This is a genomic window from Pseudomonas alcaligenes, assembly GCF_014490745.1.
GTDB lineage: Bacteria > Pseudomonadota > Gammaproteobacteria > Pseudomonadales > Pseudomonadaceae > Aquipseudomonas > Aquipseudomonas alcaligenes_C.
Map to the genome: position 1 here is coordinate 1,708,889 of NZ_LZEU01000001.1, position 23,702 is coordinate 1,732,590.

The 23,702-nt window shown below is 63.9% G+C and carries 18 protein-coding genes; 9 read left to right on the forward strand and 9 right to left on the reverse strand.

Features of this window, described 5'->3' with window-relative positions:
- The first annotated feature begins 20 nt into the window (after window positions 1–20).
- From A9179_RS07645 to pepN, 3 genes are read left to right on the forward strand one after another with little or no spacing between them, the layout of a single operon-like run.
- Window positions 21–284 carry a YeaC family protein gene (locus A9179_RS07645; protein ID WP_187805226.1) on the forward strand — a complete coding sequence of 88 codons (264 nt, stop codon included), beginning with the start codon at window positions 21–23 and terminating at the stop codon, window positions 282–284.
- Window positions 285–295: 11 nt separating this feature from the next.
- Entirely contained in the window at window positions 296–1,126 is an 831-nt protein-coding gene (locus A9179_RS07650; RefSeq protein ID WP_187805227.1) for a DUF2797 domain-containing protein, read from the forward strand.
- A gap of 14 nt (window positions 1,127–1,140) precedes the next feature.
- Complete coding sequence (gene pepN / locus A9179_RS07655) at window positions 1,141–3,798, forward strand: aminopeptidase N (RefSeq protein ID WP_187805228.1); 2,658 nt, start codon at window positions 1,141–1,143, stop codon at window positions 3,796–3,798.
- A gap of 63 nt (window positions 3,799–3,861) precedes the next feature.
- Here pepN and A9179_RS07660 read toward each other — a convergent pair whose 3' ends face one another.
- Window positions 3,862–4,062: a hypothetical protein gene (locus A9179_RS07660; RefSeq protein ID WP_187805229.1), complete on the reverse strand. Its 201-nt coding sequence runs from the start codon at window positions 4,060–4,062 to the stop codon at window positions 3,862–3,864.
- 136 nt (window positions 4,063–4,198) lie between these two features.
- Between A9179_RS07660 and A9179_RS07665 the strand changes: the two genes are divergently transcribed.
- From A9179_RS07665 to A9179_RS07685, 5 genes are all read left to right on the forward strand, one after another.
- Window positions 4,199–6,136, forward strand: coding sequence for a DUF1302 domain-containing protein (locus A9179_RS07665; RefSeq protein ID WP_187805230.1), 1,938 nt, complete (start codon window positions 4,199–4,201; stop codon window positions 6,134–6,136).
- 64 nt (window positions 6,137–6,200) lie between these two features.
- On the forward strand, window positions 6,201–7,571 hold the full coding sequence (locus A9179_RS07670; RefSeq protein WP_187805231.1) for a DUF1329 domain-containing protein: 1,371 nt from the start codon (window positions 6,201–6,203) through the stop codon (window positions 7,569–7,571).
- A gap of 390 nt (window positions 7,572–7,961) precedes the next feature.
- On the forward strand, window positions 7,962–9,269 hold the full coding sequence (locus A9179_RS07675; protein ID WP_394354753.1) for a DUF1329 domain-containing protein: 1,308 nt from the start codon (window positions 7,962–7,964) through the stop codon (window positions 9,267–9,269).
- 185 nt (window positions 9,270–9,454) lie between these two features.
- Window positions 9,455–10,534 carry a WD40/YVTN/BNR-like repeat-containing protein gene (locus A9179_RS07680; RefSeq protein WP_187805233.1) on the forward strand — a complete coding sequence of 360 codons (1,080 nt, stop codon included), beginning with the start codon at window positions 9,455–9,457 and terminating at the stop codon, window positions 10,532–10,534.
- Window positions 10,535–10,561: 27 nt separating this feature from the next.
- The gene (locus A9179_RS07685) at window positions 10,562–12,940 is read left to right on the forward strand and encodes an efflux RND transporter permease subunit (protein ID WP_394354719.1); all 2,379 of its coding nucleotides are present in this window, start codon (window positions 10,562–10,564) and stop codon (window positions 12,938–12,940) included.
- A 79-nt stretch (window positions 12,941–13,019) separates the two neighbouring features.
- On the opposite strand, the gene A9179_RS07690 is transcribed toward A9179_RS07685, so the two are convergent.
- Genes A9179_RS07690 through A9179_RS07720 form a run of 7 tightly spaced genes read right to left on the reverse strand, consistent with a single transcriptional unit; the run spans window position 13,020 to window position 21,415 of the window.
- Complete coding sequence (locus A9179_RS07690; RefSeq protein WP_187805235.1) at window positions 13,020–13,799, reverse strand: WecB/TagA/CpsF family glycosyltransferase; 780 nt, start codon at window positions 13,797–13,799, stop codon at window positions 13,020–13,022.
- Window positions 13,800–13,802: 3 nt separating this feature from the next.
- Window positions 13,803–15,128 (reverse strand): hypothetical protein, encoded by a 1,326-nt coding sequence (locus A9179_RS07695; RefSeq protein ID WP_187805236.1) that lies wholly within the window; start codon window positions 15,126–15,128, stop codon window positions 13,803–13,805.
- On the reverse strand, window positions 15,080–16,075 hold the full coding sequence (locus tag A9179_RS07700; RefSeq protein ID WP_187805237.1) for a class I SAM-dependent methyltransferase: 996 nt from the start codon (window positions 16,073–16,075) through the stop codon (window positions 15,080–15,082). The genes A9179_RS07695 and A9179_RS07700 overlap by 49 nt, the downstream gene beginning before the upstream one ends.
- Window positions 16,068–17,912: an asparagine synthase (glutamine-hydrolyzing) gene (gene asnB / locus A9179_RS07705; protein WP_187805238.1), complete on the reverse strand. Its 1,845-nt coding sequence runs from the start codon at window positions 17,910–17,912 to the stop codon at window positions 16,068–16,070. Before asnB ends, A9179_RS07700 begins: the two co-directional genes overlap by 8 nt.
- A 19-nt stretch (window positions 17,913–17,931) precedes the next feature.
- Window positions 17,932–19,254 carry a hypothetical protein gene (locus A9179_RS07710; protein WP_187805239.1) on the reverse strand — a complete coding sequence of 441 codons (1,323 nt, stop codon included), beginning with the start codon at window positions 19,252–19,254 and terminating at the stop codon, window positions 17,932–17,934.
- 26 nt (window positions 19,255–19,280) lie between these two features.
- Window positions 19,281–20,210, reverse strand: a complete 930-nt coding sequence (locus A9179_RS07715; protein WP_187805240.1) for an NAD-dependent epimerase/dehydratase family protein — start codon at window positions 20,208–20,210, stop codon at window positions 19,281–19,283.
- Window positions 20,207–21,415 (reverse strand): hypothetical protein, encoded by a 1,209-nt coding sequence (locus tag A9179_RS07720; RefSeq protein ID WP_187805241.1) that lies wholly within the window; start codon window positions 21,413–21,415, stop codon window positions 20,207–20,209. The genes A9179_RS07715 and A9179_RS07720 overlap by 4 nt, the downstream gene beginning before the upstream one ends.
- Before the next feature lie 238 nt (window positions 21,416–21,653).
- Here A9179_RS07720 and A9179_RS07725 point away from each other — a divergent pair, with 238 nt between their 5' ends.
- Entirely contained in the window at window positions 21,654–22,556 is a 903-nt protein-coding gene (locus tag A9179_RS07725; RefSeq protein WP_187805242.1) for a class I SAM-dependent methyltransferase, read from the forward strand.
- Here A9179_RS07725 and A9179_RS07730 read toward each other — a convergent pair.
- Window positions 22,553–23,650 (reverse strand): nucleotidyltransferase family protein, encoded by a 1,098-nt coding sequence (locus tag A9179_RS07730; protein ID WP_187805243.1) that lies wholly within the window; start codon window positions 23,648–23,650, stop codon window positions 22,553–22,555. The genes A9179_RS07725 and A9179_RS07730 overlap by 4 nt on opposite strands.
- Window positions 23,651–23,702 lie beyond the last annotated feature (52 nt).

Consider the following 23,702-nt stretch of genomic DNA (forward strand, 5'->3'; position numbering starts at 1 on the left):
GTCTGCTGTCGGAGTTTCAGATGTCGTCCTTTGCCGAAATGATCGAGAACATCACCCCCGAGATCTACCAGAGCCTCAAGCTGGCCGTGGAAATCGGCAAGTGGCCGGATGGCCGCAAGCTCACCCAGGAGCAGAAGGAGCTGTCGCTGCAGGCCATGATTGCCTGGGAAGTGCAGAACCTGCCCGAGGAAGAGCGCACCGGCTACATGGGCCCGCAGGAATGCCAGTCCCACGCCGAGCCGATCCCCAACCTGCTGTTCAAATCCAACACCACTCTGCACTGAGGGTGGCGGGCATGAACGAACTAGGTCGTGGCGCACTGAGCAAGATGGCGGTGCGCCTGGGCGAGACGGCGCAGTACGCCTTTCGCCTGGACGAGCAGGAAGTACCGGTCAATCCGCTGCTGGGCAAGCGCATCCGCCTGGAGTTCCTGGGCGCCATCCATTGCACCCACTGCGGGCGCAAGACCAAGAAGAGCTTCGCCCAGGGCTACTGCTACCCCTGTTTCACCAAGCTGGCGCAGTGCGACAGCTGCATCGTCAGCCCGGAAAAATGCCACCACGCCGAGGGCACCTGCCGCGAGCCGGGCTGGGGCGAGCAGTTCTGCATGACCGATCATGTGGTGTACCTGGCCAACTCGTCCGGAGTGAAGGTGGGCATCACCCGCGCCACCCAGCTGCCGACCCGCTGGCTCGACCAGGGCGCCAGCCAGGCGCTGCCGATCTTCCGCGTGGCTACCCGCCAGCAGTCCGGCTTCGTCGAAGACCTGCTGCGCAGCCAGGTGGCGGACAAGACCAACTGGCGCGCGCTGCTCAAGGGCGACGCGGTGCCGGTGGATCTGCCGGGCATCCGCGACCAGCTGCTGGCCAGCTGCGCCGCAGGCCTGCTGGCGCTGCAGCAGCGCTTCGGCCTGCAGGCGATCCAGGCGGTGACGGACGCCGAGGTGGTGGACATCCGCTACCCGGTGGAGGCCTATCCGACCAAGGTGGCCAGCCACGACCTGGAAAAGACCCCGGTGGTGGAGGGTATCCTCAGGGGTATCAAGGGCCAGTACCTGATCCTCGACACCGGCGTGATCAATCTGCGCAAATACACGGCCTACCAGGTCGCCGTACTCACCGAATAAGAGGCCACAAGCCGATGCGTACCGAACAGCCGAAAATGATCTACCTCAAGGACTATCAGGCCCCCGACTACCTGATCGACGAGACCCATCTGACCTTCGAGCTGTACGAGGATCACAGCCTGGTGCATGCCCAGCTGGTGATGCGGCGCAACCCGGCCCTGAGTGCCGACCTGCCGCCGCTGGTGCTGGATGGCCAGCAGCTGGAGCTGATCCGCGTGGCCCTGGATGACCGCGAGCTGTCCGCAGGCGACTACCAGCTCAGCGACAGCCATCTGACCTTGCAGCCCAGCCAGGCCAGTTTCGTCATCGACAGCACGGTGCGCATCCACCCGGAAAGCAACACCGCGCTGGAAGGCCTGTACAAGTCCAGCGGCATGTTCTGCACCCAGTGCGAGGCCGAGGGTTTCCGCAAGATCACCTATTACCTCGACCGCCCGGACGTGATGAGCAAGTTCACCACCACGCTCAGCGCCGAGCAGCACAGCTACCCGGTGCTGCTGTCCAACGGCAACCCGATCGCCAGCGGCAGCGAGGGCGATGGCCGCCACTGGGCGACCTGGGAAGATCCGTTCATGAAGCCGGCCTACCTGTTCGCCCTGGTCGCCGGCGACCTGTGGTGCGTGGAAGACCGCTTCACCACCATGAGCGCCCGCGAAGTGACCCTGCGCATCTACGTCGAGCCGGAGAACATCGACAAGGTGCAGCACGCCATGGACAGCCTGAAGAAGTCGATGAAGTGGGACGAGGAGGTGTACGGGCGCGAGTACGACCTGGACATCTTCATGATCGTTGCGGTCAACGACTTCAACATGGGCGCCATGGAGAACAAGGGCCTCAACATCTTCAACTCCAGCTGCGTGCTGGCCAAGGCCGAGACTGCCACCGACGCCGCCCACCAGCGCGTCGAGGCGGTGGTGGCCCACGAGTACTTCCACAACTGGTCGGGCAACCGCGTGACCTGCCGCGACTGGTTCCAGCTGTCGCTCAAGGAAGGCTTCACCGTGTTCCGCGACGCCGAGTTCTCGGCCGACATGAACTCGCGCACGGTCAAGCGCATCGAGGACGTGGCCTACCTGCGCACCCACCAGTTCGCCGAGGACGCCGGCCCCATGGCCCACCCGGTGCGCCCGGATGCGTACATGGAGATTTCCAACTTCTACACCCTGACCATCTACGAGAAGGGTTCCGAAGTCCTGCGCATGATCCACACCCTGCTGGGCGCCGAGACCTTCCGCCAGGGCTCGGATCTGTACTTCGCCCGCCACGACGGCCAGGCGGTGACCTGCGACGACTTCGTCAAGGCCATGGAAGATGCCAGCGGTGTCGACCTGAGCCAGTTCAAGCGCTGGTACACCCAGGCCGGCACGCCGCGCCTGGAGGTCAGCGAGAGCTACGACGCAGCGGCCAATACCTATCGCCTGCAACTGCGCCAGAGCTGCCCGGCCACCCCGGGGCAGAGCGAGAAGCTGCCGTTCGTGATCCCGGTCGAACTGGCTTTGCTGGATGCCCAGGGTCGCGAGCTGCCGCTGCAGCTGGTCGGCGAAGACAAGCCGGTCGGCCGCAGCCGCGTGCTGCAGGTGACCCAGGCCGAGCAGGCCTTCACCTTCGTCAATATCGCCGAGAAGCCGCTGCCGTCGCTGCTGCGCGGCTTCAGCGCGCCGGTCAAGCTGAGCTTCCCCTATGGTCGCGACCAACTGATGTTCCTGATGCAGCACGATTCCGACGGCTTCAACCGCTGGGAAGCTGGCCAGCAGCTGGCCGTGCAGGTGCTGCAGGAGCTGATCGGCCAGCATCAGCGTGGCGAAGCCCTGGTGCTCGACCAGCGCCTGGTCACCGCCCTGCGCAGCGTGCTGGAGAATGAGGCGCTGGATCAGGCCATGGTCGCCGAGATGCTGTCGTTGCCGGGCGAGGCCTACCTCACCGAGATCAGCGCAGTGGCCGATGTCGACGCCATCCACGCGGCCCGCGAGTTTGCCCGCGCGCAGCTGGCCGAGGCACTGTTCGAGCCGCTGTGGAAGCGCTACCAGGCCAACCGCGAGCTGTCGCGCAGCACTGCCTACGTGGCCGAGTCGACGCATTTCGCCCGGCGCAGCCTGCAGAACATCGCGCTGTCCTACCTGATGCTGACGGGGCGCCCGGAAGTGCTGGCGGCCTGCCTGGAGCAGTACGAGGTGTGCGACAACATGACCGAGCGCCTGACCGCCCTGGCGGTGTTGGTCAATTCGCCGTTCGAGGCGGAGAAGGGCGAGGCCCTCAAGGCCTTTGCCGAGCACTTCAAGGACAACGCCCTGGTCATGGATCAGTGGTTCAGCGTGCAGGCCGCCAGCACCTTGCCGGGCGGTCTGGCCCGTGTGCGGGCGCTGATGCAGCATCCGGCCTTCACCATGAAGAATCCGAACAAGGTGCGCGCGTTGATCGGCGCCTTCGCCGGGCAGAACCTGGTCAACTTCCACGCCGCCGATGGCAGCGGTTACCGCTTCCTGGCCGATCAGGTGATCAGCCTGAATGCCTCCAACCCGCAGATCGCTTCGCGCCAGCTGGCGCCGCTGACCCGCTGGCGCAAGTACGACGCGGCGCGCCAGGCGCTGATGCGTGGCGAACTGGAGCGCATTCTGGCTTCCGGTGAGCTGTCCAGCGACGTCTTCGAAGTGGTCAGCAAGAGCCTGGTCTGACGTTACCGCTACTCCGGATGGGTGACGCAAAAGTGTTACCCATCCGGCGTTTTTGTTTCCTTTCTACCTGGTCAGCTTCACCGGCCGCACCCCTTGCCCCCGCTGCATTTTGCCCCCTCGCTCGACCGTCCCAGCTGGTGATTTTTTCTCAAGGTTATATTGCGCCATTACACGGACAAATGATGACAGCAAGCGCTTGCTTGGTTTTCTTTTGCCGATTTTTTGTTCGATGCGCGGCGGCTTTTTCCCGGGGCCCTGTTTCATGCTCGCGCCTACCGCTCAAGGGCGCTCGTTGGTATCGATTTTGAATAGTGCCTGCCGATCCGGGTGAAAGCGCGGCTGAGACCACGCTTCAGGGAAGAGTCGCCCATAACAAGAACAATCGATTGGGGAGCCGTTGATGTACAAACCCTTGCGCAAGTCTCTTTTCCTCGCTCCGGCCCAGGCCGGTTTCACCTTGCTCGGGCTGCTGCCGCTGGTGCTGGCGGCGCCGCTGCAGGCCATGGAGTTCAGCCTGGCCGATGGCGAGGTCACCGGCTCGCTGGATACCACCCTGTCCTACGGGCAGTTGTACCGGGTGCAGGGCCAGGACAAGACCAACGACGACACCAACGGCAACGACGGCAACCGCAACTTCGATACCGGTCTGGTTTCCGAAGTGTTCAAGGTCACCTCTGACCTGGAGGCGAACTACCAGAACTACGGGGTGTTCGTGCGCGGCACGGCGTTCTATGACACCCAGATCATGGACAAGCGCAACGACAACGACGATTACCGTCCGAGCCAGAGCTACCCGAACAACGACCGCTTCACCTACGAGACCCGCCACAAGGCCGGGCGCGACGCGCAGATTCTCGACTCCTATGTCTACGGTAACTGGGACGTGGGCGACATGCCGCTGACCGCCAAGGTCGGCCGCCAGGTGTTCAACTGGGGCGAGGGCATCTTCTATCGCGGTGGGATCAACACCACCAACCCGGTGGATGCCGCCAAGTTCCGCCTGCCGGGCTCGGAGCTCAAGGAAGTGCTGGTGCCGGTGGAGGCCTTCAACTTCAACATCGGCCTCACCGACAGCCTGTCGATGGAAGCCTATTACCAGTGGAACTGGAAGGAGACCGCCATCGACCCGGCCGGCACCTTCTTCTCCGAGACCGACCTGTTCGCCGACGGCGGCAACACCGCCTATACCCGCTACGACAACCCGCTGCTCGGCACGGTGATGTCCAGCTACCAGACCGCCCTGAACGCCGGCCTGGTGGGCAACGGCCCGTTCGGCCCGAACGCCTACCTCGACCCGAACTACAACGTGTTCAAGGTGGCCAACATCGGCAGCGACATCAACGCCAAGAACGACGGTCAGTATGGCGTGGCCTTCCGCTATATCGCCGAAGAGCTGAACGCCACCGAGTTCGGCCTGTACTTCATCAACTACCACTCCAAGGAGCCGCAGATCGCCGTGGATCTGAGCGGCTATCAGGGCGTCGACATGACCGCCCTGGCCGGCTCGCTGGGCCCGTTCGGCGGGGCGCTGGCTCCGGCCGTGGCGACCCTCGATGCGGCCAGCAACGCCGTTGGCCGCCGCGAGTATGTCGAAGACATCCGCATGTACGGCTTCAGTTTCAACACCACCCTGGGCGATGCCTCGGTATTCGGCGAGCTGGCCTATCGGCCGAACATGCCGGTGGGCATCAGTGCCACCAACGACCTGCTCGGCGACCTGCTGGGCCAGGGCTTTTTCGGCCTGACCAACATCTATGACGGCAGCGTGTCCGGCGACCAGGCCTGTGCCGACATCTCCGGCAAGCAGCTGTGCCGTGGCCCGATGTTCCACAACTACGAGCGGGTCGAGGCGTTCAACACCTCGCTGGGCACCATCTACAACTTCGGCCCGTCGCTGAGCTTCGACTCGCTGTTCGGCGTGGCCGAGCTGGCCTCCGAGCATGTGCGCGCCAGCAGCCTGACCTACACCGCCTACGATGGCTCGACCCGCGGCTTCGCCGGGCGTGCCAACGGTGCCTATGTTTCCGGCTATGGCGACGAGGATCAGATCGACCGCGATGCCTACGGCTACACCCTGGCGTTGTCGGGTACCTGGAACGACGTGTACGCCGGGGTCAACCTGTCGCCCTTCGGCGTGTTCAAGCATGACTTCCGCGGCAACTCGCACCAGACCGGCAACTTCATCGAAGGCCGTATGGCCTACACCGCCGGTATTCGCGCCAACTACCTGAACAGCCTGGAGGCCGAACTGCAGTACACCGAGTTCTACGGCGCCGGGCAGAACAACTCCGGGCGTGACCGCGACAACGTCGGCATCAACGTCAAGTACTCCTTCTGATCCACCGCTTTGCGGGCCGGGTTGCACGGGCAGCCCGGCCGCTGACTTACCACGGAGAATCACCATGCTGAACAAGCACTCACTGATCGGCGCCGCCGTTGCCCTGGCCTTCTGTGCCGGTAGCGCGCTGGCGGCGGTCTCGCCCCAGGAAGCCGCCAAGCTCGGCACCAGTCTGACGCCCTTCGGCGCCGAGAAAGCCGGCAACGCCGACGGCAGCATCCCGGCCTGGACTGGTGGCATCACCCAGGCCCCGGCCGGTTACAAGGGCAGTGGCTCGCACCACGTCGACCCGTTCCCGGACGACAAGCCGCTGTTCACCATCACCAAGGCCAATCTGGAGCAGTACAAGGACAAGTTGAGCGCCGGGCAGATCGCCCTGTTCAACTCCTATCCGGACACCTTCCAGATGCCGATCTATCAGAGCCGTCGCTCTGGCTCGGCGCCGCAGTGGGTGTATGACAACACCATCAAGAACGCCACCACCGCCAAGCTGCTGGCCGGCGGCAACGGTTTCGCCGACGCCTACGGCGGCATCCCGTTCCCGATTCCGCAGGACGGCGTCGAGGCGCTGTGGAACCACATCGTGCGTTACCGCGGTACCTACATCACCCGCCGTTCCGTGGAGGCCCCGGTGCAGCGCAACGGCGTGTTCTCGCCGGTGGTGTCGGAAGTCGAGGCGCTGTTCCGCTACTACGACCCCAAAGGCAGCTACGCCGACCTGGGCAACATCCTGTTCTATTACCTGAACTTCACCAAGAGCCCGGCGCGCCTGGCCGGTGGTGCGGCACTGGTGCACGAGACCCTGGATCAGGTGAAGGAACCGCGTCAAGCCTGGGCCTATGCTGCCGGCCAGCGCCGCGTGCGGCGTGCGCCGAACCTGGCCTACGACACGCCGATCGCTGCCTCCGAAGGCCTGCGCACCGCCGACGACACCGACATGTTCAACGGTTCTCCGGATCGTTATGACTGGAAGCTGCTGGGCAAGAAGGAGCTGTACATCCCCTACAACAACTACCGCATCGCCGCCGATGGGGTGAAGTACAAGGATGTGCTGCAGGTCGGTCACGTCAATCCGGCGCTGACCCGCAACGAACTGCACCGCGTCTGGGTGGTGGAGGGCACGCTCAAGCCGGGCGCCCGTCACGTCTACGGCAAGCGCACCCTGTTCCTCGACGAGGACAGCTGGCAGGCAGCGATCGTCGACCAGTACGACACCCGTGGCGAGCTGTGGCGCGTCTCCATTGCCTACCTGAAGAACTACTACGACCTGCCTACCACCTGGTCGGCCATGGAGGCCTTCCACGACCTGCAGAGCCGTCGCTACTACGTGCAGAACCTCGACAGCGAGGAGGCGGGCACCGCCGACTTCTCCAAGCCGGTTCCCGCGGACAGCGAGTTCACTCCGTCGGCTCTGCGTCGTCGCGGTACCCGCTAAGTTCTTCTGCTGTTCCGGCCAGGGGCATCATGCCCCTGGCCATCCTCCCGCTGTTCTGCCATCTCCTGTGCCATGTGACCCGGTTGGCACTTCTTGGCATGACTGTCTGATCGTTTTTTGACCTTTCGGTCGCTGCTGGCTGGCGTGCGCTGTTCGGCGCTTTTACTGCTGGCAATCTGCTTCACTGCCGCCCGCTCGGGTCGTGTGCGTGGTCGCCCGGGGCACCGGTCATCACCTGCCCGAGCCTGCTGGCGCCTTGGTGCCACGGCATGGCTGCAGGCTGGCGGTGATGCTTACAGGCGGCCAGCCAGAACTGGCCTCAGCAGAGGGAGCAAGGGAATGTTGAAAGGAGTAGTGACGGCAGGCTTGCTGGTGTGCCTGTCCAATGCCATGGCGGCCGTGGCGCCGCAGGAAGTGGCCCAGCTGGGCAGCAGTCTGACGCCCCTGGGTGGCGAGCGGGCGGGCAATGCCGATGGCAGCATTCCGGCCTGGAACGGTGGCATCACCCAGGCCCCGGCGGGCTACGCCGGCCCCGGCCACCACCATGTCGATCCATATGCCGACGACAAGCCGCTGTTCACCATCAGCAAGGCCAATCTGGAGCAGTACAAGGCCCATCTCACCGCCGGCCAGCTGGCGCTGTTCGCCACCTACCCGGAGACCTTCCAGATGCCGGTCTACCCGAGCCGGCGCAGTGCCTCGGCGCCGCAGTGGGTGTATGACAACACCCGTGCCAATGCGGCCAGCGCGCACCTGCTCAAGGACGGCAACGGCTTCGCCGATGCCTACGGCGGCATCCCGTTCCCGATTCCAAAGAGCGGCGTGGAGGCCCTGTGGAACCACGTGGCGCGCTACCGCGGCACCTACGCGGTACGCCAGTCCTCGGATGCCAGCGTGCAGCGCAACGGCAGCTACGGCCTGGTCACCACTCGCCAGGAGGCGCTGTTCAGCTACTACCAGCCGGGCGGCTCGGCCGCGCAGCTGGATAACAAGCTGTTCTACTACATGGCCGTGACCAAGAGCCCGGCGCGTCTGGCTGGTGGTGCGCTGCTGGTGCACGAGACCCTCGACCAGGTCGAGGAAGCCCGTTCGGCCTGGGCCTATACCGCCGGCCAGCGCCGCGTGCGCCGCGCCCCCAACGTGGCCTACGACACGCCGCTGAGCACCGCCGACAGCCTGATGACGGCCGATGACAAGGACATGTTCAACGGCTCGCCGGATCGCTACGACTGGAAGCTGCTGGGCAAGAAGGAAATCTACATCCCCTACAACAACTACCGGATCACCAGTCCGCAGGTCAGCTACGACCAGCTGATCAAGCCCGGTCACCTGGATCCGCAGTTCACCCGCTACGAACTGCACCGGGTGTGGGTGGTGGAGGGCACGCTCAAGCCGGGCGCACGGCATATCTATGCCAAGCGCACCCTGTTCCTCGACGAGGACAGCTGGCAGGCTGCCGAGGTTGACCAGTACGACAGCCGCGGCGAGCTGTGGCGGGTTTCCCTGGCCTACCTGAAGAACTACTACGAGCTGCCGACTACCTGGTCCGCCCTGGATGTGTTCCACGATCTGCAGGCAGGGCGCTACTACGTGCAGAACCTCGACAACGAGGAGCGCAGCATCAGCGACTTCAGCCAGCCGGTGCCGGATTCCGGCTACTTCTCGGTGGCGACCCTGCGCCGCCTGGGAACGCGTTGAGGGATAGACACCCGAATAAAGGCCGCTACAGTGATAGCGGCCTTTGTTTTTCAGGGCTGTACGGCCTGCAGCGGCGCTTACAAAACATAACGTCACGCCGATTGTCAGATTTTTCCAAAGCCGTATAGCATGAGCCCGCCTGATAAAAGGCATGTACCCACCTATAAGAATAAAGGGGGAAATCTATGCGTGAGCCCGTCATGCGGCGCACCCGCTCCGGTGGTCTGAACTCTGTCCAGGCTCCGGCCCGTCACCATTCGCCGCTGGCGAAAGCGCTGTCTCTGTTGGGCGTCTGCTCGGCATTGATTCTCGCCACTCCCGTCCAGGCTGCTGCCGCCGATGCAGCGCCGGTCTACTCCATCGAATCGCCGAAAGCCGTCAGCGGCCTGCTGCTGGACATTGCCCATGCCGGCAAGCGCCTGGTTGCGGTGGGTGATCGTGGCCACATCCTGTTCTCCGAAGATGCCGGCAAGAACTGGGTGCAGGCACGAGTGCCGAGCCGTCAGCTGCTGACCGCCCTGTACTTCGTCGATGACAAGCACGGCTGGGCCGTGGGTCACGACGCGCAGATTCTCGCCACCGAAGACGGCGGCGCCAACTGGACGCTGCAGTACGAAGACCTCAGCCGCGAAGCGCCGCTGCTGGATGTCTGGTTCCGTGACGTCAACACCGGTTACGCAGTCGGCGCCTATGGCGCACTGCTGGAAACCACCGATGGCGGCAAGACCTGGAACGATGCCAGCGACCGCCTGGACAACGAAGACGGTTTCCACCTCAACGGCATCGCCGCGGTCAAGGATGCCGGCCTGTTCGTGGTGGGCGAGCAGGGCAGCATGTTCCGCTCCGCCGACTGGGGCCAGACCTGGGAAAAGGTCAAGGGCCCGTACGAAGGCTCGCTGTTCGGCGCCGTCGGCACCGCCAGTGCCAAGACCCTGCTGGTCTACGGCCTGCGTGGCAACCTGTTCCGTTCTACCGATTTCGGCAATACCTGGCAGCAGGTCAAGCTCCTGGCCGACAGCGGCCCGCTGGAGTTCGGCCTGGCCAATGGCACCCTGCTCAAGGACGGCACCGTGACCATCGTCGGTCATGGCGGCAGCGTCCTGACCAGCAAGGATGCCGGGCGCACTTTCACCGTGATCAACCGTCCCGACCGCGCCTCGCTGGCGGGGGCGACCGACGATGCCGGCGGCAACCTGATCCTGGTAGGGCAGGGTGGCGTGCAGATCGCTTCACCGACTGGCGCCGAACCGGGCCAAAAACAATAAGCCGGGGCTACTAAGGTAATGAATACGATGACTAGCCATCACCAGGACAAGGCAACCTTCCTTGAGCGCCTGATTTTCAACAACCGGCCGATTGTGATTGCACTCTGTCTGTTGGTCAGTGTGCTCCTGCTCTGGCAGGCCTCGCACATCCGTCCCTCGACCAGCTTCGAGAAGATGATCCCGCTGGAGCATCCCTTCATCCAGAAGATGATGGAGCACCGCAACGACCTGGCCAACCTGGGCAACACCGTGCGTATCTCGGTGGAAGCCAAGGACGGCGACATCTTCACCAAGGAATACATGGAAACCCTGCGTCAGATCCATGACGAGGTGTTCTACATTCCGGGTGTCGACCGTTCCGGCCTGAAGTCGCTGTGGAGCCCGAGCGTACGCTGGACCGAAGTGACCGAAGAAGGCTTCGCCGGTGGCGAGGTGATTCCGCAGACCTACGACGGTTCCGCGCAGAGCCTCAACGAGCTGCGCAACAACGTGCTCAAGTCGGGTCAGATCGGCCGCCTGGTCGGCAACAACTTCAAGTCGAGCATCGTCGATATCCCGCTGCTCGAGCAGTACCCGGATCCGCAGGATCAGAGCAAGCTGCTCAAGCTGGACTACCGCCAGTTCTCCCACGAGCTGGAAGAGAAGATCCGCGACAAGTACCAGCTGCAGAACCCCAACGTGCAGATCCACATCGTCGGTTTCGCCAAGAAAGTTGGTGACCTGATCGATGGCCTGATCATGGTGGTGGCGTTCTTCGGTATCGCCTTCCTGATCACCCTGGTGCTGCTGTACTGGTTCAGCTGGTGTATCCGTTCGACCATCTCGGTACTGTCCACCACGCTGATTGCGGTGGTCTGGCAGCTGGGCCTGATGAACCTGGCTGGCTTCGGTCTCGACCCGTACTCGATGCTGGTGCCGTTCCTGATCTTCGCCATCGGTATTTCCCACGGCGTGCAGAAGATCAACGGTATCGCCCTGCAGTCCAGCGATGCCGACAACGCCCTGACCGCTGCCCGGCGTACCTTCCGCCAGCTGTTCCTGCCGGGCATGATCGCCATCCTGGTGGACGCCGTCGGCTTCATCACCCTGCTGGTGATCGACATCGGCGTGATCCGCGAGCTGGCCATCGGTGCTTCCATCGGTGTGGCGGTGATCGTGTTCACCAACCTGATCCTGCTGCCGGTAGCCATCTCCTACATCGGTATCAGCAAGAAGGCGGTCGAGCGCAGCAAGAAGGACGCCTGCCGCGAGCATTCGTTCTGGCGCCTGCTGTCCAACTTCGCTCACCCGGTAGTGGCGCCGATCTCCGTGGTCATCGCCCTGTCGGCCGGTGTCGGTGCCTTCTGGTACCAGAAGCACAACCTGCAGATCGGCGACCTCGATCAGGGGGCGCCGGAGCTGCGTGCCGACTCGCGCTACAACAAGGACAACAACTTCATCATCAGCAACTACTCCACCAGCTCCGATGTACTGGTGGTGATGGTCAAGACGCCCAACGAAGCCTGCTCGACCCACGAGACCCTGGCGCCGATGGACGAGCTGATGTGGCTCATGCAGAACACCGAGGGCGTGCAGTCGGCCATTTCCATGGTCAGCGTGTCCAAGCAGGTGATCAAGGGCATGAACGAGGGCAACCTGAAGTGGGAAACCCTGTCGCGCAACCCGGACATCCTCAACAACTCCATCGCCCGTGCGGACGGCCTGTATAACGCCGACTGCTCGCTGGCGCCGGTGCTGGTGTTCCTCAACGACCACAAGGCGGCCACCCTCAAGCGCGCCGTCGGCGTGGTGCAGGAGTTCGCCAAGGAGCACAACAAGGAAGGCCTGGAGTTCCTCCTGGCTGCCGGTAACGCCGGTATCGAGGCGGCGACCAACGAGGTCATCGCCAAGTCCGAGCTGAAGATCCTGACCCTGGTGTACATCTGCGTTGCCGTGATGTGCCTGATCACCTTCCGCTCGTTCGGCGCCATGCTGTGCATCATCCTGCCGCTGATCCTCACCTCCATCCTCGGCAACGCCCTGATGGCCTCGCTGGGTATCGGCGTGAAGGTGGCGACCATGCCGGTAATCGCGCTGGGCGTGGGTATCGGCGTGGACTACGGCATCTACATCTACAGTCGCCTGGAGAGTTTCCTGCGTGCCGGCATGCCGCTGCAGGAAGCCTACTACCAGACCCTGAAGTCCACCGGCAAGGCGGTGATGTTCACCGGTCTGTGCCTGGCCATCGGTGTGGTGACCTGGATGTTCTCGGCGATCAAGTTCCAGGCCGACATGGGTCTGATGCTGACCTTCATGCTGCTGTGGAACATGTTCGGGGCCCTGTGGCTGCTGCCAGCCCTGGCGCGCTTCCTGATCAAGCCGGAGAAACTGGCCGGCAAGAAAGGCGGTTCGCTGTTCGCGCACTGATAGTGGTGTGAAATGAAAAGGGCTCCTGCGGGAGCCCTTTTTCTATCTAGGGCAAACAGCGCCAGTGCGACGACTCGATCTAGGTAGTGGGTTTCTGGCGCTTTGCGGTGACCGCATTGAGTTTGGCGGCCAGGAGCAAGCCTGAGTAGAGGTAGTTGGTGCTCAGGTAGCGCCAGGCGAGCCGGCGTGGCTCGAGCAGCATGCGGAAGCACCACTCCATGCAGATGCGCTGAACCCAGCGGGGAGCCCGGGGTAACTGCCCGGACAGCACGTCGAAGGAGCCACCCACGCCCATTCCCAGATTGACGCCCAGTTGGTCCCAGTGCTGGCGGAGGAAGTTCTCTTTCTTGGGCGAACTGATGCCGATGAACAGCAGCTTGGCGCCACTGGCGCGAATGGCCTGGGCGATATCAGCTTCCTCCTCGGCTTTGAAATAGCCGTGGTGAACACCGGCAATGCGCAGTCCGGGATACTGCGCCGTCAGCCTATCAGCCGTTGCATGCACGACCCGAGCTTTCGCTCCCAGCAGGAAGACGGGCGCATCAAGACGAGCGGCGAGCGCGCATAGATCTCCTACCAGATCGATGCCGGCTCTGCGTGGCGGAACCCAAGGGTTCAGCCACCTGAGTCCCAGGTGAATGCCGGCGCCGTCGATATGGACGCGCTCGGCCTGTTCAAGCGCCAACATGAGATCGGGCGTTCTGCGGGCATCGACCAGTTTGGCAACGTTCAGTCCTTCGAGGCGAATACGGGCATTGCTATGCAGCGCCTGTTCGATATCGGCCAGCAACTCCTGCGGGCTCAGCAGGTCGACAGGGCAACCCAGCATGCTGATACGGCGTTTGGCGGCTGCATTCATGGATCAGACAACTTGTTCTGCATCATGGCTCGTGCGCTGCTCAGACTGCGCAGGGCTGCGCAGGGCTGCGCCGCAGAGGAGCCAGAGTGCGCCGCTTCCCGATACGGAGAGCATATGCTCCGAGCTGATCAGGGTGGTCGAAATACCCAGCAGGAGCCAGGTGGCTGCCAGCGCCAGCGGTTCCCTCTGGGTACGATAATGGTGCCATAGCTGGAGGGCCAGATTGCCCAGGAAAAGTAGAAACAGTAGGGTCGCCGGTAAGCCCAGCTGAAAGGCGATGCTGAAAATCGCGCCTTCGCCCCCGCCGATGGTGGCTGCCGCCATATTGCCGGCCATTCCGCCTTGCTGGCCGAGGCCGGCGCCGAACAGCAGCACCCTCGGCAAGTCCTGCAGGTTTTTCTGCAAGGCGATCCAGTGGCCGATGGTCGAGCCATCGAGGAATTTCACGCTCATGATCACGATCTGCCAGGATGCCACCACGATGGCCACGGCACTCGCGCCGAGTATCAGCCAGCGCCAGCCGCGACCTGGGAGCAGGGTGCGGTCGCAGAACAGGTAGCCGAGCAGGGCGAGGCCTGCTGCAAGCATGGCGCCGCGGGTGCCGGACATCCAGATGCCGGCGAACAGCACTGCGCATAGCAGCAGGCCGAACATTGACGCGCGCCCCTGCAACCAGGCAACGGCCAGCAATGCACCAACGCACAGGAACATGCCCTGGGCCAGCGGCGATGCCAGCAGGCCCGCGGCCCGGCGCGCCTGCTCGATGCCGCCATAGAAGTTCCACGGCAGGCCATTCTCGGGGTTGCCGCCGACCAGCATGCCTTTCACTTCCAGCATGTAGCGGGGATAGTCGATGCCGTACAGCCAGAACTCGCTGTTCTGCTGATCCCAGGCGCCGAACAGGGTACTGGCCAGTGCCAGCACCACCAGGCAACCCGACAGCGTGCGCAGCTGCCTAGGAGTGCGCACGCAGTAATAGGCGGCGAGGAAGAACAGCAGCGGTATGACCAGGGTGCCAAAGGAAGCAATCTGTAACGACAGCGGCGCGCCACCGACGGTAAGGATCAGGTAGATCGCCGCCAGGCCGCCATAGCCGAGCATGGGTAGCAGCAGTGATGTGGGCAGGCGGGTGGTGAGCAGGCAACACGCGGCCAGGGTGATGGCCAACCCATCGCGCAGGTAGCGCAACTCGGCGGCGGGCGGCCAGAAACTGTAGAGCCAGGCACTGGTCAGGTCGCCCAGGTGCACCCACAACACCAGAACGAGCAGCAGGACAAATCTCACTTCTGCGACTCTCCACCAGAGTATCTGTGGCGCCAGCGTTGCCATTCGCCCACCGCGCCCGCCCCGAGAAGCCTTATCGCGGTGCGCTTGGCAAGTGCCTTGAGACTATCGCGCAGTCGCCAGTCCACGCGCATGATCCGGGTGTCGATGGCCGCAATGGTCTGTTCCCTCTCGGCGTGCAGTGGGCGCTGCAGTAGCGTCGCAGGGCGGCGCGCATGCAGCCAGAGGTTGCCGTGCATGCTCGGCAGCGGATGAGCGCCGCAGCTCAGTACCTCGAATCCGGCGGCCTGCACCAGGTTGCGCAGGCTCTCCTGGCAGAAGTAGCTTAGGTGTGCCGGATGCACGAACAGGCGGCTTGTCCAGTTCCCGAACAGATCTGGAACCTCCAGCCAGAGCTGGCCGTCCGGGCGCAAGGCGCGCGCGGCCAGGTCGAGCGTGGCGAGCGGATCTGTTACGTGCTCCAGCGTATGGAAGGCCACCAGTGCCTCCAGGCTCTCCGCCTCGAGGCTGTCCAGCCCTGCAACGAAGTGCACCTGGGCGCCCTCAAGCAGGGCGTCGCGGTGGCTGACATCAGGCTCACTGGCCAGCAGCCGAAGATCCGGGCGTTGCGCCGAAGCCGCACCGAGGAAGGCGCCGAACCCGGAACCCAGTTCGAATAGCCCGTCGCCATGCGCAAGTTGCGGGGCGATCAGTTGCAGGCGTTGCTGGGCGACGGTCCGATCGCCACGCCAGCTGAAGAAGCGCTCCAAGCTGAGCCATGGTATTTCGGCAGGAAACAGCTGCCGGTAGCGCTCCGCATAGAACTCATCCAGCCCCTGTTCGGTAAAGCCGGGGGCCAGGTAGACGCCCGCGCAGTAGCCACAGCGTCGCAGCTGCTGGCCAGAGTTGGCGTACACCTCTGGCCAGAAGTGTCGCTGCCCGAGCGTAGCGCCACATAGCCGGCACTGGCCGCTGTCGCAGGCCATGCCACGTTGCCAGAGCCTGTCAGGCATAGAACCTCCGATACCAGAGCACCACCGCGAGGGCCTGCCACAGGGTGCTGTGCTCGGCATGCGGATCCTTCAGTCTGCGGCGCAGGCTGGGGACATCGATGAAGTTGCCCAGTTCGGCTGGCAGATCCTCCAATAGCGGCTGCCACGGCAGGCGTCGCAGCAGGAACTGCTCGGCGTGGCCGAAGCCGGTATTCTTGGGTGTATCGACAACCGAGGCGGGCAGCTCCGAGCGGAATGCCGAGCGCAGCAGCATTTTCGAGCGCTGCTCGCCGACGCGCTTGGTGGCTGGCGTGACCAGCGCTCGCTCGATCAGGCGATAGTCCATGAATGGGCTGCGCAGCTCGATTCCGGCATCCATGCTGGTGCGATCGGCCATGCGCAGTACTCTCGGCAGCAGGCTGTTCAACTGATCGTCGCGCAGGCGTTGCTGCAGATCCATGCGCGCATTGTCGCGAATGGCTTCCATGCGGTGACGCTGGGCGGCCCACAGATCGCCGCCGATGGCTTGCACGCTTGGCCTGAGGCGTCTTAGCAACGGTGTGATGATTGCCAGCGGCGCGTCCCAGATCATCCGATTGAGCAGCAGCGCGCGCGGGAACGTCTGGTGGCCCATGAGCCTGGCCGCCTGCCGCCATTGCCCTCGGTGCAATGCGTCGCGTACGGCCAGTGGGTGGTAGCGCATGGTGTAGCCACCCAGGAGTTCGTCGGCACCTTCGCCACCCAGCACGACTTTGAAGCCTTGCTCGGCAATCGCCCGATAGGTGCGGAAGCCGGCCAATATCGAGGGAGTCGCAAATGGTTCGCCCTGCACACCCACCAGACGCATCAGCTCGTCGACGCTGGGAATGGCTGCAAACCGTACGATGCGGTGCAGGTCGGCGTGCCCACTGGCGTGCATGAATGCGCTGGCTTTGGCGGACTCGTCGAAGGCTGCGTGCTCGCTTTCCTGGTAGGCGTAGGTGAAAGCGCCCCCCAGGCGGTGTTGCGGGGCGTCGCTGGCTTGGATCGCCAGGTGCGTGATGATCGAGCTGTCCAGACCACCGGAGAGCAGGCTGGCTACCGGTACGTCGGCGCGTAGACGCAGGCTCACGGCGTCGGCGAGCAGAGCGCGCAGCGCTTCCGGGGTAAGCGGTTCGAGTTCGCCGGGCTGTGGCCAGTGGTGGTAGGCCCGCACGCGGGAGCGTCCTGTACGGCTCAGCCGATAGACCTGTCCCGGCGCCACGGCCTGAATGCCCTGGAAGAAGGTCGCTTGGCTCTGCTCGGAGTATGACGTCACCAGGAAGTCGAACAGCGTCTCCTGGTTAGGGGCCGGATAACCGCCCCTGAACTCTGCGATGGCGGATATTTCGCTGGCCAATATGGCCATCTCCCCGTCATGGCAGAGGTAGAGGGGCTTGACGCCCAGTCGATCCCGGCAGAATACCAAGTCGCCACTTGCAGCGTCCCAGATCACCAGGGCCCACATGCCGTTGCAGCGCGCGAACAGCCCTTCGCCCCAGATGCGCCAGCCGTGTAGCAGTACCTCGGTGTCACTGTCGGTAATGAAAACGCAGCCGGCGGCGCGCAGCTCTTCGCGCAGGCTGCGGAAGTTATAGATAGCGCCGTTGAACACCAGCACATTGCCGGTGTGTGGGCAACGCATCGGCTGGGCGGCCACTGTGCGGGTGTCGTAAATGGCCAGGCGGCGATGGCCGAGGACAGTGGCGGGAGCCTGCTCCACGGTAGCCAGTCCCTCGCCATCCGGTCCTCGTCTGGCCAGGCTGACGAGCGCGCGCCGCACGCTGGGCTCGAGATTGTGAGCGGCGGAAAAGGCGCGTACTGCTATCAGACCGCACACTGGGTTGGCTCTCCTGGTTTCATGTGGATGTCTGCAGCGCGGAGGCGGGGCGGTAGCAGGGGGTTCTGCCTGCAACTGCGACCACCAGGGGCAGTGCCAGCAACACGCCGAACCAGGGAGCTGCCGCATTGAACCCTGCGATCCCGGCCAACAGGGCGCCGCCCATGGCGAGCCAGCCCCACCCCGACAGTCGCAGGTGCTGCAGCCGGATCACCCCGAGCATGATGCTGGCCAGGCAGAGGGTTCGGGTCCACAGCAGCAGATCAGGTGCTTGCGCCCAGGCCGCGAGAACCTGCAATGGGGCACTGATCGCCATCGTGATGACGAACAGTTGGGCCATGGCGTGCTCGCGATTAGCGTCGATCAGCGGCAGGCCGAGGAAGCCGCCGCTGACACTGATACCCCAGGCCAGCAGCAGGACGCCGGCAAGGGCCAGCCAATACCGCTGCTCCGGATCGGGCGTCGCTGCCTGCAGCAACAGGACACTGATCAGCAGGGCGGCTGTGCCTTGCAGGGCCCATGAGCCGGCCTGAAGCACTTTCTCTCGGCCGTGATCGCGTGCGGCCCCGGGCAGTAGCAGACGAGACAGCTGGGCCTGTATGCCCGAGAGGCCATTGAGCGCATGGCTGATCAACAGATACCAGGGGAGGAAACTGGGGGTCAGGGGGGCGAGCAAGAAAGGGGTCAGACGATCATGCAGGGTGCTGCAGATGCTCAGCGTCGACAGATGCAGGGCCGCATTGAACTGGCCGCTTCCCAGTCGGGGTAGCCAAAGTCGCAGTTTGCGGCTGAGCAGCAGATGCACCAGCGCCTGGACGGCAAAGCCCAGGCTCACGGCGATACCCGCGCTGGTGGCCGTGGAGAAGGGCAAGCACGTCGGGAGCGTGAGGCTCAGCAGAAGGGCAACCGGCCAGGCGATCTGGCCGGAGAGTAGTGCCCGCAGACGCTGGCCCCGGGCAATGAGTGGCGAGGAAAAATTGAATAGCGCCAGCAGGGCGGCGGGGGCGGCACCTAGCCAATAATCGAATGCGGCAGAATCCGCCGCCAGCGCGCTCACCGCGAAACTGCAGAGAGACAGCAGCAGCAGGGTTACACCCAGTCTATGGCTCAGGGCACAGGCCCAGTCGTGCGGCCAGCCGGGATGATCGGGGGCCTGCCGCAGGAAGATCGAGGAGTAGCCCAGGTCAGCGAGGAAGATCAGCGTGATCAGCAGCAGGTGCGCCAGTCCCGCGTCGCCGTAGGCGCTGCTGCCCAACAGGTGCAACAGGTGCAGCTGGAAGAGGAAGTTGGTGCTCTGACCTATCCCGTAGGTCAGGGTTGCGAGCAGCAGCATCCCGCTCATTGCCGAGTTTTGCTCGCGTGTCCGAATCACGCCTGGCTGTCCGGGAATGCAACCTGCCGTAGAGCTTGCCTGAAGCCCAGGCGTGGCTGCCAGCCCAGCGTCTGCAGGGTGTGGCGCGGATCGCCCAGCTGGCTGAGACGGTCGACCGGGCGTTGGCGTGCCGGATCCACCTCGATGGTCACCGGGCGTTGCAGGACATTCGCCAGTTCACGCACGAGCTGCTCCACCGAGTGTTCGACACCCGAGCAGAAGTTGAGCGCATCGAAGGCCTGCGATTCGCGCGGATCGTTGAGCAGGGCGATCAGACCGGCGGCGATATCGTCGGCATGCAGGTAATCGCGGCGGGGTGTCAGGTTGCCCAGCCGCACCAGTCCGTCGGGGGACTGTCGCAGCTGCGTCAGAATGTCGGGAATCAGGTGCGCGTTGGGATCGTCGTGCCCGATGGCATTGAAGATGCGCGCGGCCCGCCCGATGCGCCGGCCCTGGCTGGCCCAGAAGCGCAGCTGCTGTTCGTTGCAGAACTTCGACAATGCGTAGTTATCACAGGGGGCCAGCGGGCTGTGTTCTTCGCTGAGGGGGGCTTCCTGCCAGGCATAGACTGCGCCACTGGAGGCCAGCGCGACGCGCTGGATGCCTTGCTCCGCTGCTGCCGCGAGCAGGTGCTCGGTACCTAGCACATTGACGTCCAGGCAGTAGGCGCGTTGCCTTTCACAGGTGGGAATGTGATGGATGGCGGCCAGGTGCAGGATGGCTTCCGGGCGGAAATCGCGCAGTACGGCCTTCAAGCTGTCTTCGTCGCGCAGGTCGGCTTGTACCGCCAGGCTTGCCTGGTGCGGCATGGGCAGGCCGCTGCTGAGGTTGTCGTAAACGGCGACTTCGCCCAGGCGGGCTCGCCACTGTGCGACCACGCGTCGCCCAATCATGCCTGCCCCGCCCGTCACCAGAAGACGCATCATACGGACGTTCCGCCAATCAGCAGGGCGCGCACACGGCGTGGCAGCCAGCGCAAGGCAGGTTCAGATCCGTGCAGCCAGCCATGCAAAGCCAGCCAGAGCGATAGGCCTCCGAGCACGACGAAGAATACCGCCGTACCGACCAGCACAGGGTTGCGGGCCGGTATGGGGGCCAGCGACAGGGCTGAATGCGACTTGGCGCCCATGGCGTCATAGCGAGCTTTGGCCAGGTCGGTCTTGGCACTGAACTCCTGCAGAGCCTCGTTCTGTGCGGTCATCAGCTCAGGTTGTAGCGACTCCAGACGGGTGCGGTTCTGCTGCAGGCGCGCCAGTATCTCGGTGCCCGAGGCGGCCTGCTGCAGGACCTGGTTCATGTCTGCCATTAGCAGCGCGGTGGCATCCAGTTTGTGCAGGTCGCGCTCCAGCTTGCGCAGGCGCGCCTTGCTTTCCGATATCGTCGCTTCCAGGGCCACGATCTGCGGCAGAGGCGCCAGATACTTGCCGCCCTCGTCGCGTACCGATACGACAGTGTTGGGGGACATTTGCCGGGATTCGGGATAGCGCTCCATCACATCGCGCATGTCGCGGATACGCTGTTCAGCCTGCTGGATTTCGAAGCTGACCTGTAACTGCTCGGTCTGCAGTTTTGCGCGCTCGGCAAGCGCCTTCTGCCCTTCTCGAATGGCCGACAGCAGGTCGTTGGCGAGGAATGCCTGGCGTATGTGCTCGGTTAACGCCTGCAGATGGTGCTGAGCCTGTTCCGCATCGCGCACCTGCAGCTTCAGGGTCACACCTAGCCCACTGTTTTTCTCGTTCTGCAGTCCTGGAATTTCGCGGAAGTCCTCGCGAAAAATCGAGGGCCGGTAGTTGGCGGTGGAGCTCCAGAAAGCCGGGCTCTGTGCCATGGTCTGCAGCTTGCGCAGATCCTCGTCGTCACTGGCAAAGCTTCGTGCTACCCAGGTTTCGTCCCATAGATAGGGCTGGGTCTGGCGCCATTCCTGTAGGCTGATGTCCGGTACTTCAAGAAATGCCTCCAGCGTGAAAAGCGGACGCAGGGAAACCTGCCAGGCTGCGCATAGCGCCAGCAACAGTGACGGAATGACCAGCAGGCGGAAGAACTTCTGGTAGAAACGCAAGACCCGCAGCAGCAATTCGCCGAGTGAAACCTCACTCTGCTGAAAGGACAGTGGGGAAGTCGGGGTGGGCATGCAATCAACCTGAATTTGAGCGGCGAGGAACCACACGACATCCGCTTATGTCGGTCGGGTCTGTGTGCGTGGAAAGGCTCTGCAATGTGCCATAGCCCCATAAAACGATGCAATTGAAGGTTTACTTGCGCGGCATTCGGTCTGGCGGCACAGTGCCATTTTTGAAGAGTCCGAGCTGACTATGCCTTTCGTTCAACCTTCGTCACTACTCGCTGGGCTTCGTGCGCTTGATCGGCAGTTGGTTGAGCTGACCTGCCCGGCTTGTGGCGCCAATGAGCCTGTGTCGATCTGGCGGCGCGATCGATATCTGCTACGTGTCGAGCTTTCCAGTTGTGGCGCCTGTGGTCTGATCTACCTGGCGCGCGGCCTGCGTGGTGACGCCGAAACGCACTTTTATCAGAGCCTTTATCCGCGTCTTTTGAAGCAACCGCCGCCCCTTGGTGATCTCTGGCATTACCGGTTGATCGCCGGTTATCGCTACAGCCGGATCACGGCCACGGTGGGTACTTCGGAGTCTGTATTGGATGTCGGAGCAGGGCTGGGTTTCTTCCTCGACATGTGTCGTGAGCAGGGCGTCCAGCGGTGGATCGGACTGGAGCCTGGCGTGCCGCAACGGGAGTACGCGGTGCATAAGCTGGGCTTGGGCGAGCATGTGCTCGCGACGGGGCTGACGGATGAGGCGCAGCTACCCTTTGCGCCCCGGCTGGTCACGCTATTCCATGTGCTCGAACACCTCGAAGAGCCCGGTCGGGCGTTGCGGCGCCTGGCACAACTGATGGATCCGCAAGGTTGGCTGGTGCTGGAAGTGCCTGATATCGAGGCAGACTGGCGGGCCATGGGACTGATCCAGATCCATGTGTCGCACCGCAGCTATTTCACCGAGGGCACGTTACGGGCTCTGTTGGCCCGCAGCGGTTTTCGCGTCGACATCGTGCAGCGCGAACCAGCCGGCATTTACTGCGGAAACCTGCGTGTGTATGCACGCCCCTGTGCAAATGCCGATCAGACCACCGAGGTCGCCCCTCCGTCCTTCCAGCGCAACCGTGATCTGGTGGTCAGTCGGATCCGCCCCTGGAGCTTTCGCCATGGCTATCCGCGCATGCTCATGCGCCTGGCACGTATTGCATTGACCCGCCGCTAGCCTGATCTGGCGACCAGGCGATATAGCCGCACCAACGGATAGAGTAATCTCAGTGCAGGCGGCAGCTTTAGCCAGTGGTGATCGGTCGCGGTAGGGCTCAGCCAGTCGCTCAGGGCCTGCCAGCGCAGGTGCCAGTGATCGCGCAGAAGCAGATCCAGCAGGACACGGCGCAACAGACCTTGCTGTGCGGCGACCTGGTCATCCGACAGCGACAGCTCGATGGCTTGCAGGGCCTGCGCTGTCACACGATTGCTGGCGCGGCAGGGGCGTCTCACGGCCTGCAGCTGCGCAGGAATTGGCGAGTCGAATAGCCGCGTCAGCAAGTTCAGACAGGCGTCCAGGGCGCCGCAGGTGCCACTGCTCACGAATTGGTCCGCGGCTGCCTGTGCGTCCAGCTGTGGGTGGGCGAGCAGGGCATGGATATCGAGCAGCCAGATCAGGCGGCGGAAGCAGTGCTGGTTGGCATGCGCAACCAGGTAGGAGAGAGCGCTGGCCGGCGCCAGGCAGGTGACTTGCGTGTCGAGCAGGGCGATCGACGTGTAATCGCCTTGCAGTACGGAGCGGTGGCGTAGCAGGCGCCGATGCAGCTCGACCCTGGGCTGCCCCTGCGGGTGCTGCAATACCAGCTCGTGGGTGCCTTGCGGGAGGGGGAGCGATTGCCCGGCGGCGGGCTGATAGCCCAGTTCTCGAAGCACCTCCAGCGCCGCTGGCCAGTGTGCCTCCTCAAGGAAGATGTCGAGATCCACGCCACCTCGTGCGGCAAGATTGCCATGGGCCTGCAGGGCCAGCGCGGGCCCCTTGAGTGCCAGCGGTTTGAGTCCCTGCGCCTGCAGGGCATCGCATAGTCGCTTCAGCGTGGCGCCCAGTTGCAACCCGCGCAGGGCAATCTGGCGGCGCTCCTGGGTGAGCGCCTGTCGCGGTGCCTCGTCGAGCACTGGCAGGCGCTGTCTGTCGAGCAAGCCGGCTACGCCGTGGTGGCGCACGAAGGCGGCCAATTGCGGCGCCTGTAGCGCAGCGTCGGCGCTGGTATACCCGAGCGTCCAGAGCGTCTGTTGCAGAGCGGGCGATAACCCGGGTAGGGCGTTGGCTGACATGGGCGGGAAATGTCTCGGGCTTGGGCGGCGCTGGCAGTGTGCCGATGGGGTT

What these genes read in the sequence shown, in the direction of transcription:
- A9179_RS07645 (WP_187805226.1), top strand. Translation starts at nt 21, where the DNA reads ATGTCGTCCTTTGCCGAAATGATCGAGAACATCACCCCCGAGATCTAC.
- A9179_RS07650 (WP_187805227.1), top strand. Translation starts at nt 296, where the DNA reads ATGAACGAACTAGGTCGTGGCGCACTGAGCAAGATGGCGGTGCGCCTG.
- pepN (WP_187805228.1), top strand. Translation starts at nt 1,141, where the DNA reads ATGCGTACCGAACAGCCGAAAATGATCTACCTCAAGGACTATCAGGCC.
- A9179_RS07660 (WP_187805229.1), bottom strand. Translation starts at nt 4,062, where the DNA reads ATGAAACAGGGCCCCGGGAAAAAGCCGCCGCGCATCGAACAAAAAATC.
- A9179_RS07665 (WP_187805230.1), top strand. Translation starts at nt 4,199, where the DNA reads ATGTACAAACCCTTGCGCAAGTCTCTTTTCCTCGCTCCGGCCCAGGCC.
- A9179_RS07670 (WP_187805231.1), top strand. Translation starts at nt 6,201, where the DNA reads ATGCTGAACAAGCACTCACTGATCGGCGCCGCCGTTGCCCTGGCCTTC.
- A9179_RS07675 (WP_394354753.1), top strand. Translation starts at nt 7,962, where the DNA reads ATGGCGGCCGTGGCGCCGCAGGAAGTGGCCCAGCTGGGCAGCAGTCTG.
- A9179_RS07680 (WP_187805233.1), top strand. Translation starts at nt 9,455, where the DNA reads ATGCGTGAGCCCGTCATGCGGCGCACCCGCTCCGGTGGTCTGAACTCT.
- A9179_RS07685 (WP_394354719.1), top strand. Translation starts at nt 10,562, where the DNA reads ATGACTAGCCATCACCAGGACAAGGCAACCTTCCTTGAGCGCCTGATT.
- A9179_RS07690 (WP_187805235.1), bottom strand. Translation starts at nt 13,799, where the DNA reads ATGAATGCAGCCGCCAAACGCCGTATCAGCATGCTGGGTTGCCCTGTC.
- A9179_RS07695 (WP_187805236.1), bottom strand. Translation starts at nt 15,128, where the DNA reads ATGGCAACGCTGGCGCCACAGATACTCTGGTGGAGAGTCGCAGAAGTG.
- A9179_RS07700 (WP_187805237.1), bottom strand. Translation starts at nt 16,075, where the DNA reads ATGCCTGACAGGCTCTGGCAACGTGGCATGGCCTGCGACAGCGGCCAG.
- A9179_RS07710 (WP_187805239.1), bottom strand. Translation starts at nt 19,254, where the DNA reads ATGAGCGGGATGCTGCTGCTCGCAACCCTGACCTACGGGATAGGTCAG.
- A9179_RS07715 (WP_187805240.1), bottom strand. Translation starts at nt 20,210, where the DNA reads ATGATGCGTCTTCTGGTGACGGGCGGGGCAGGCATGATTGGGCGACGC.
- A9179_RS07720 (WP_187805241.1), bottom strand. Translation starts at nt 21,415, where the DNA reads ATGCCCACCCCGACTTCCCCACTGTCCTTTCAGCAGAGTGAGGTTTCA.
- A9179_RS07730 (WP_187805243.1), bottom strand. Translation starts at nt 23,650, where the DNA reads ATGTCAGCCAACGCCCTACCCGGGTTATCGCCCGCTCTGCAACAGACG.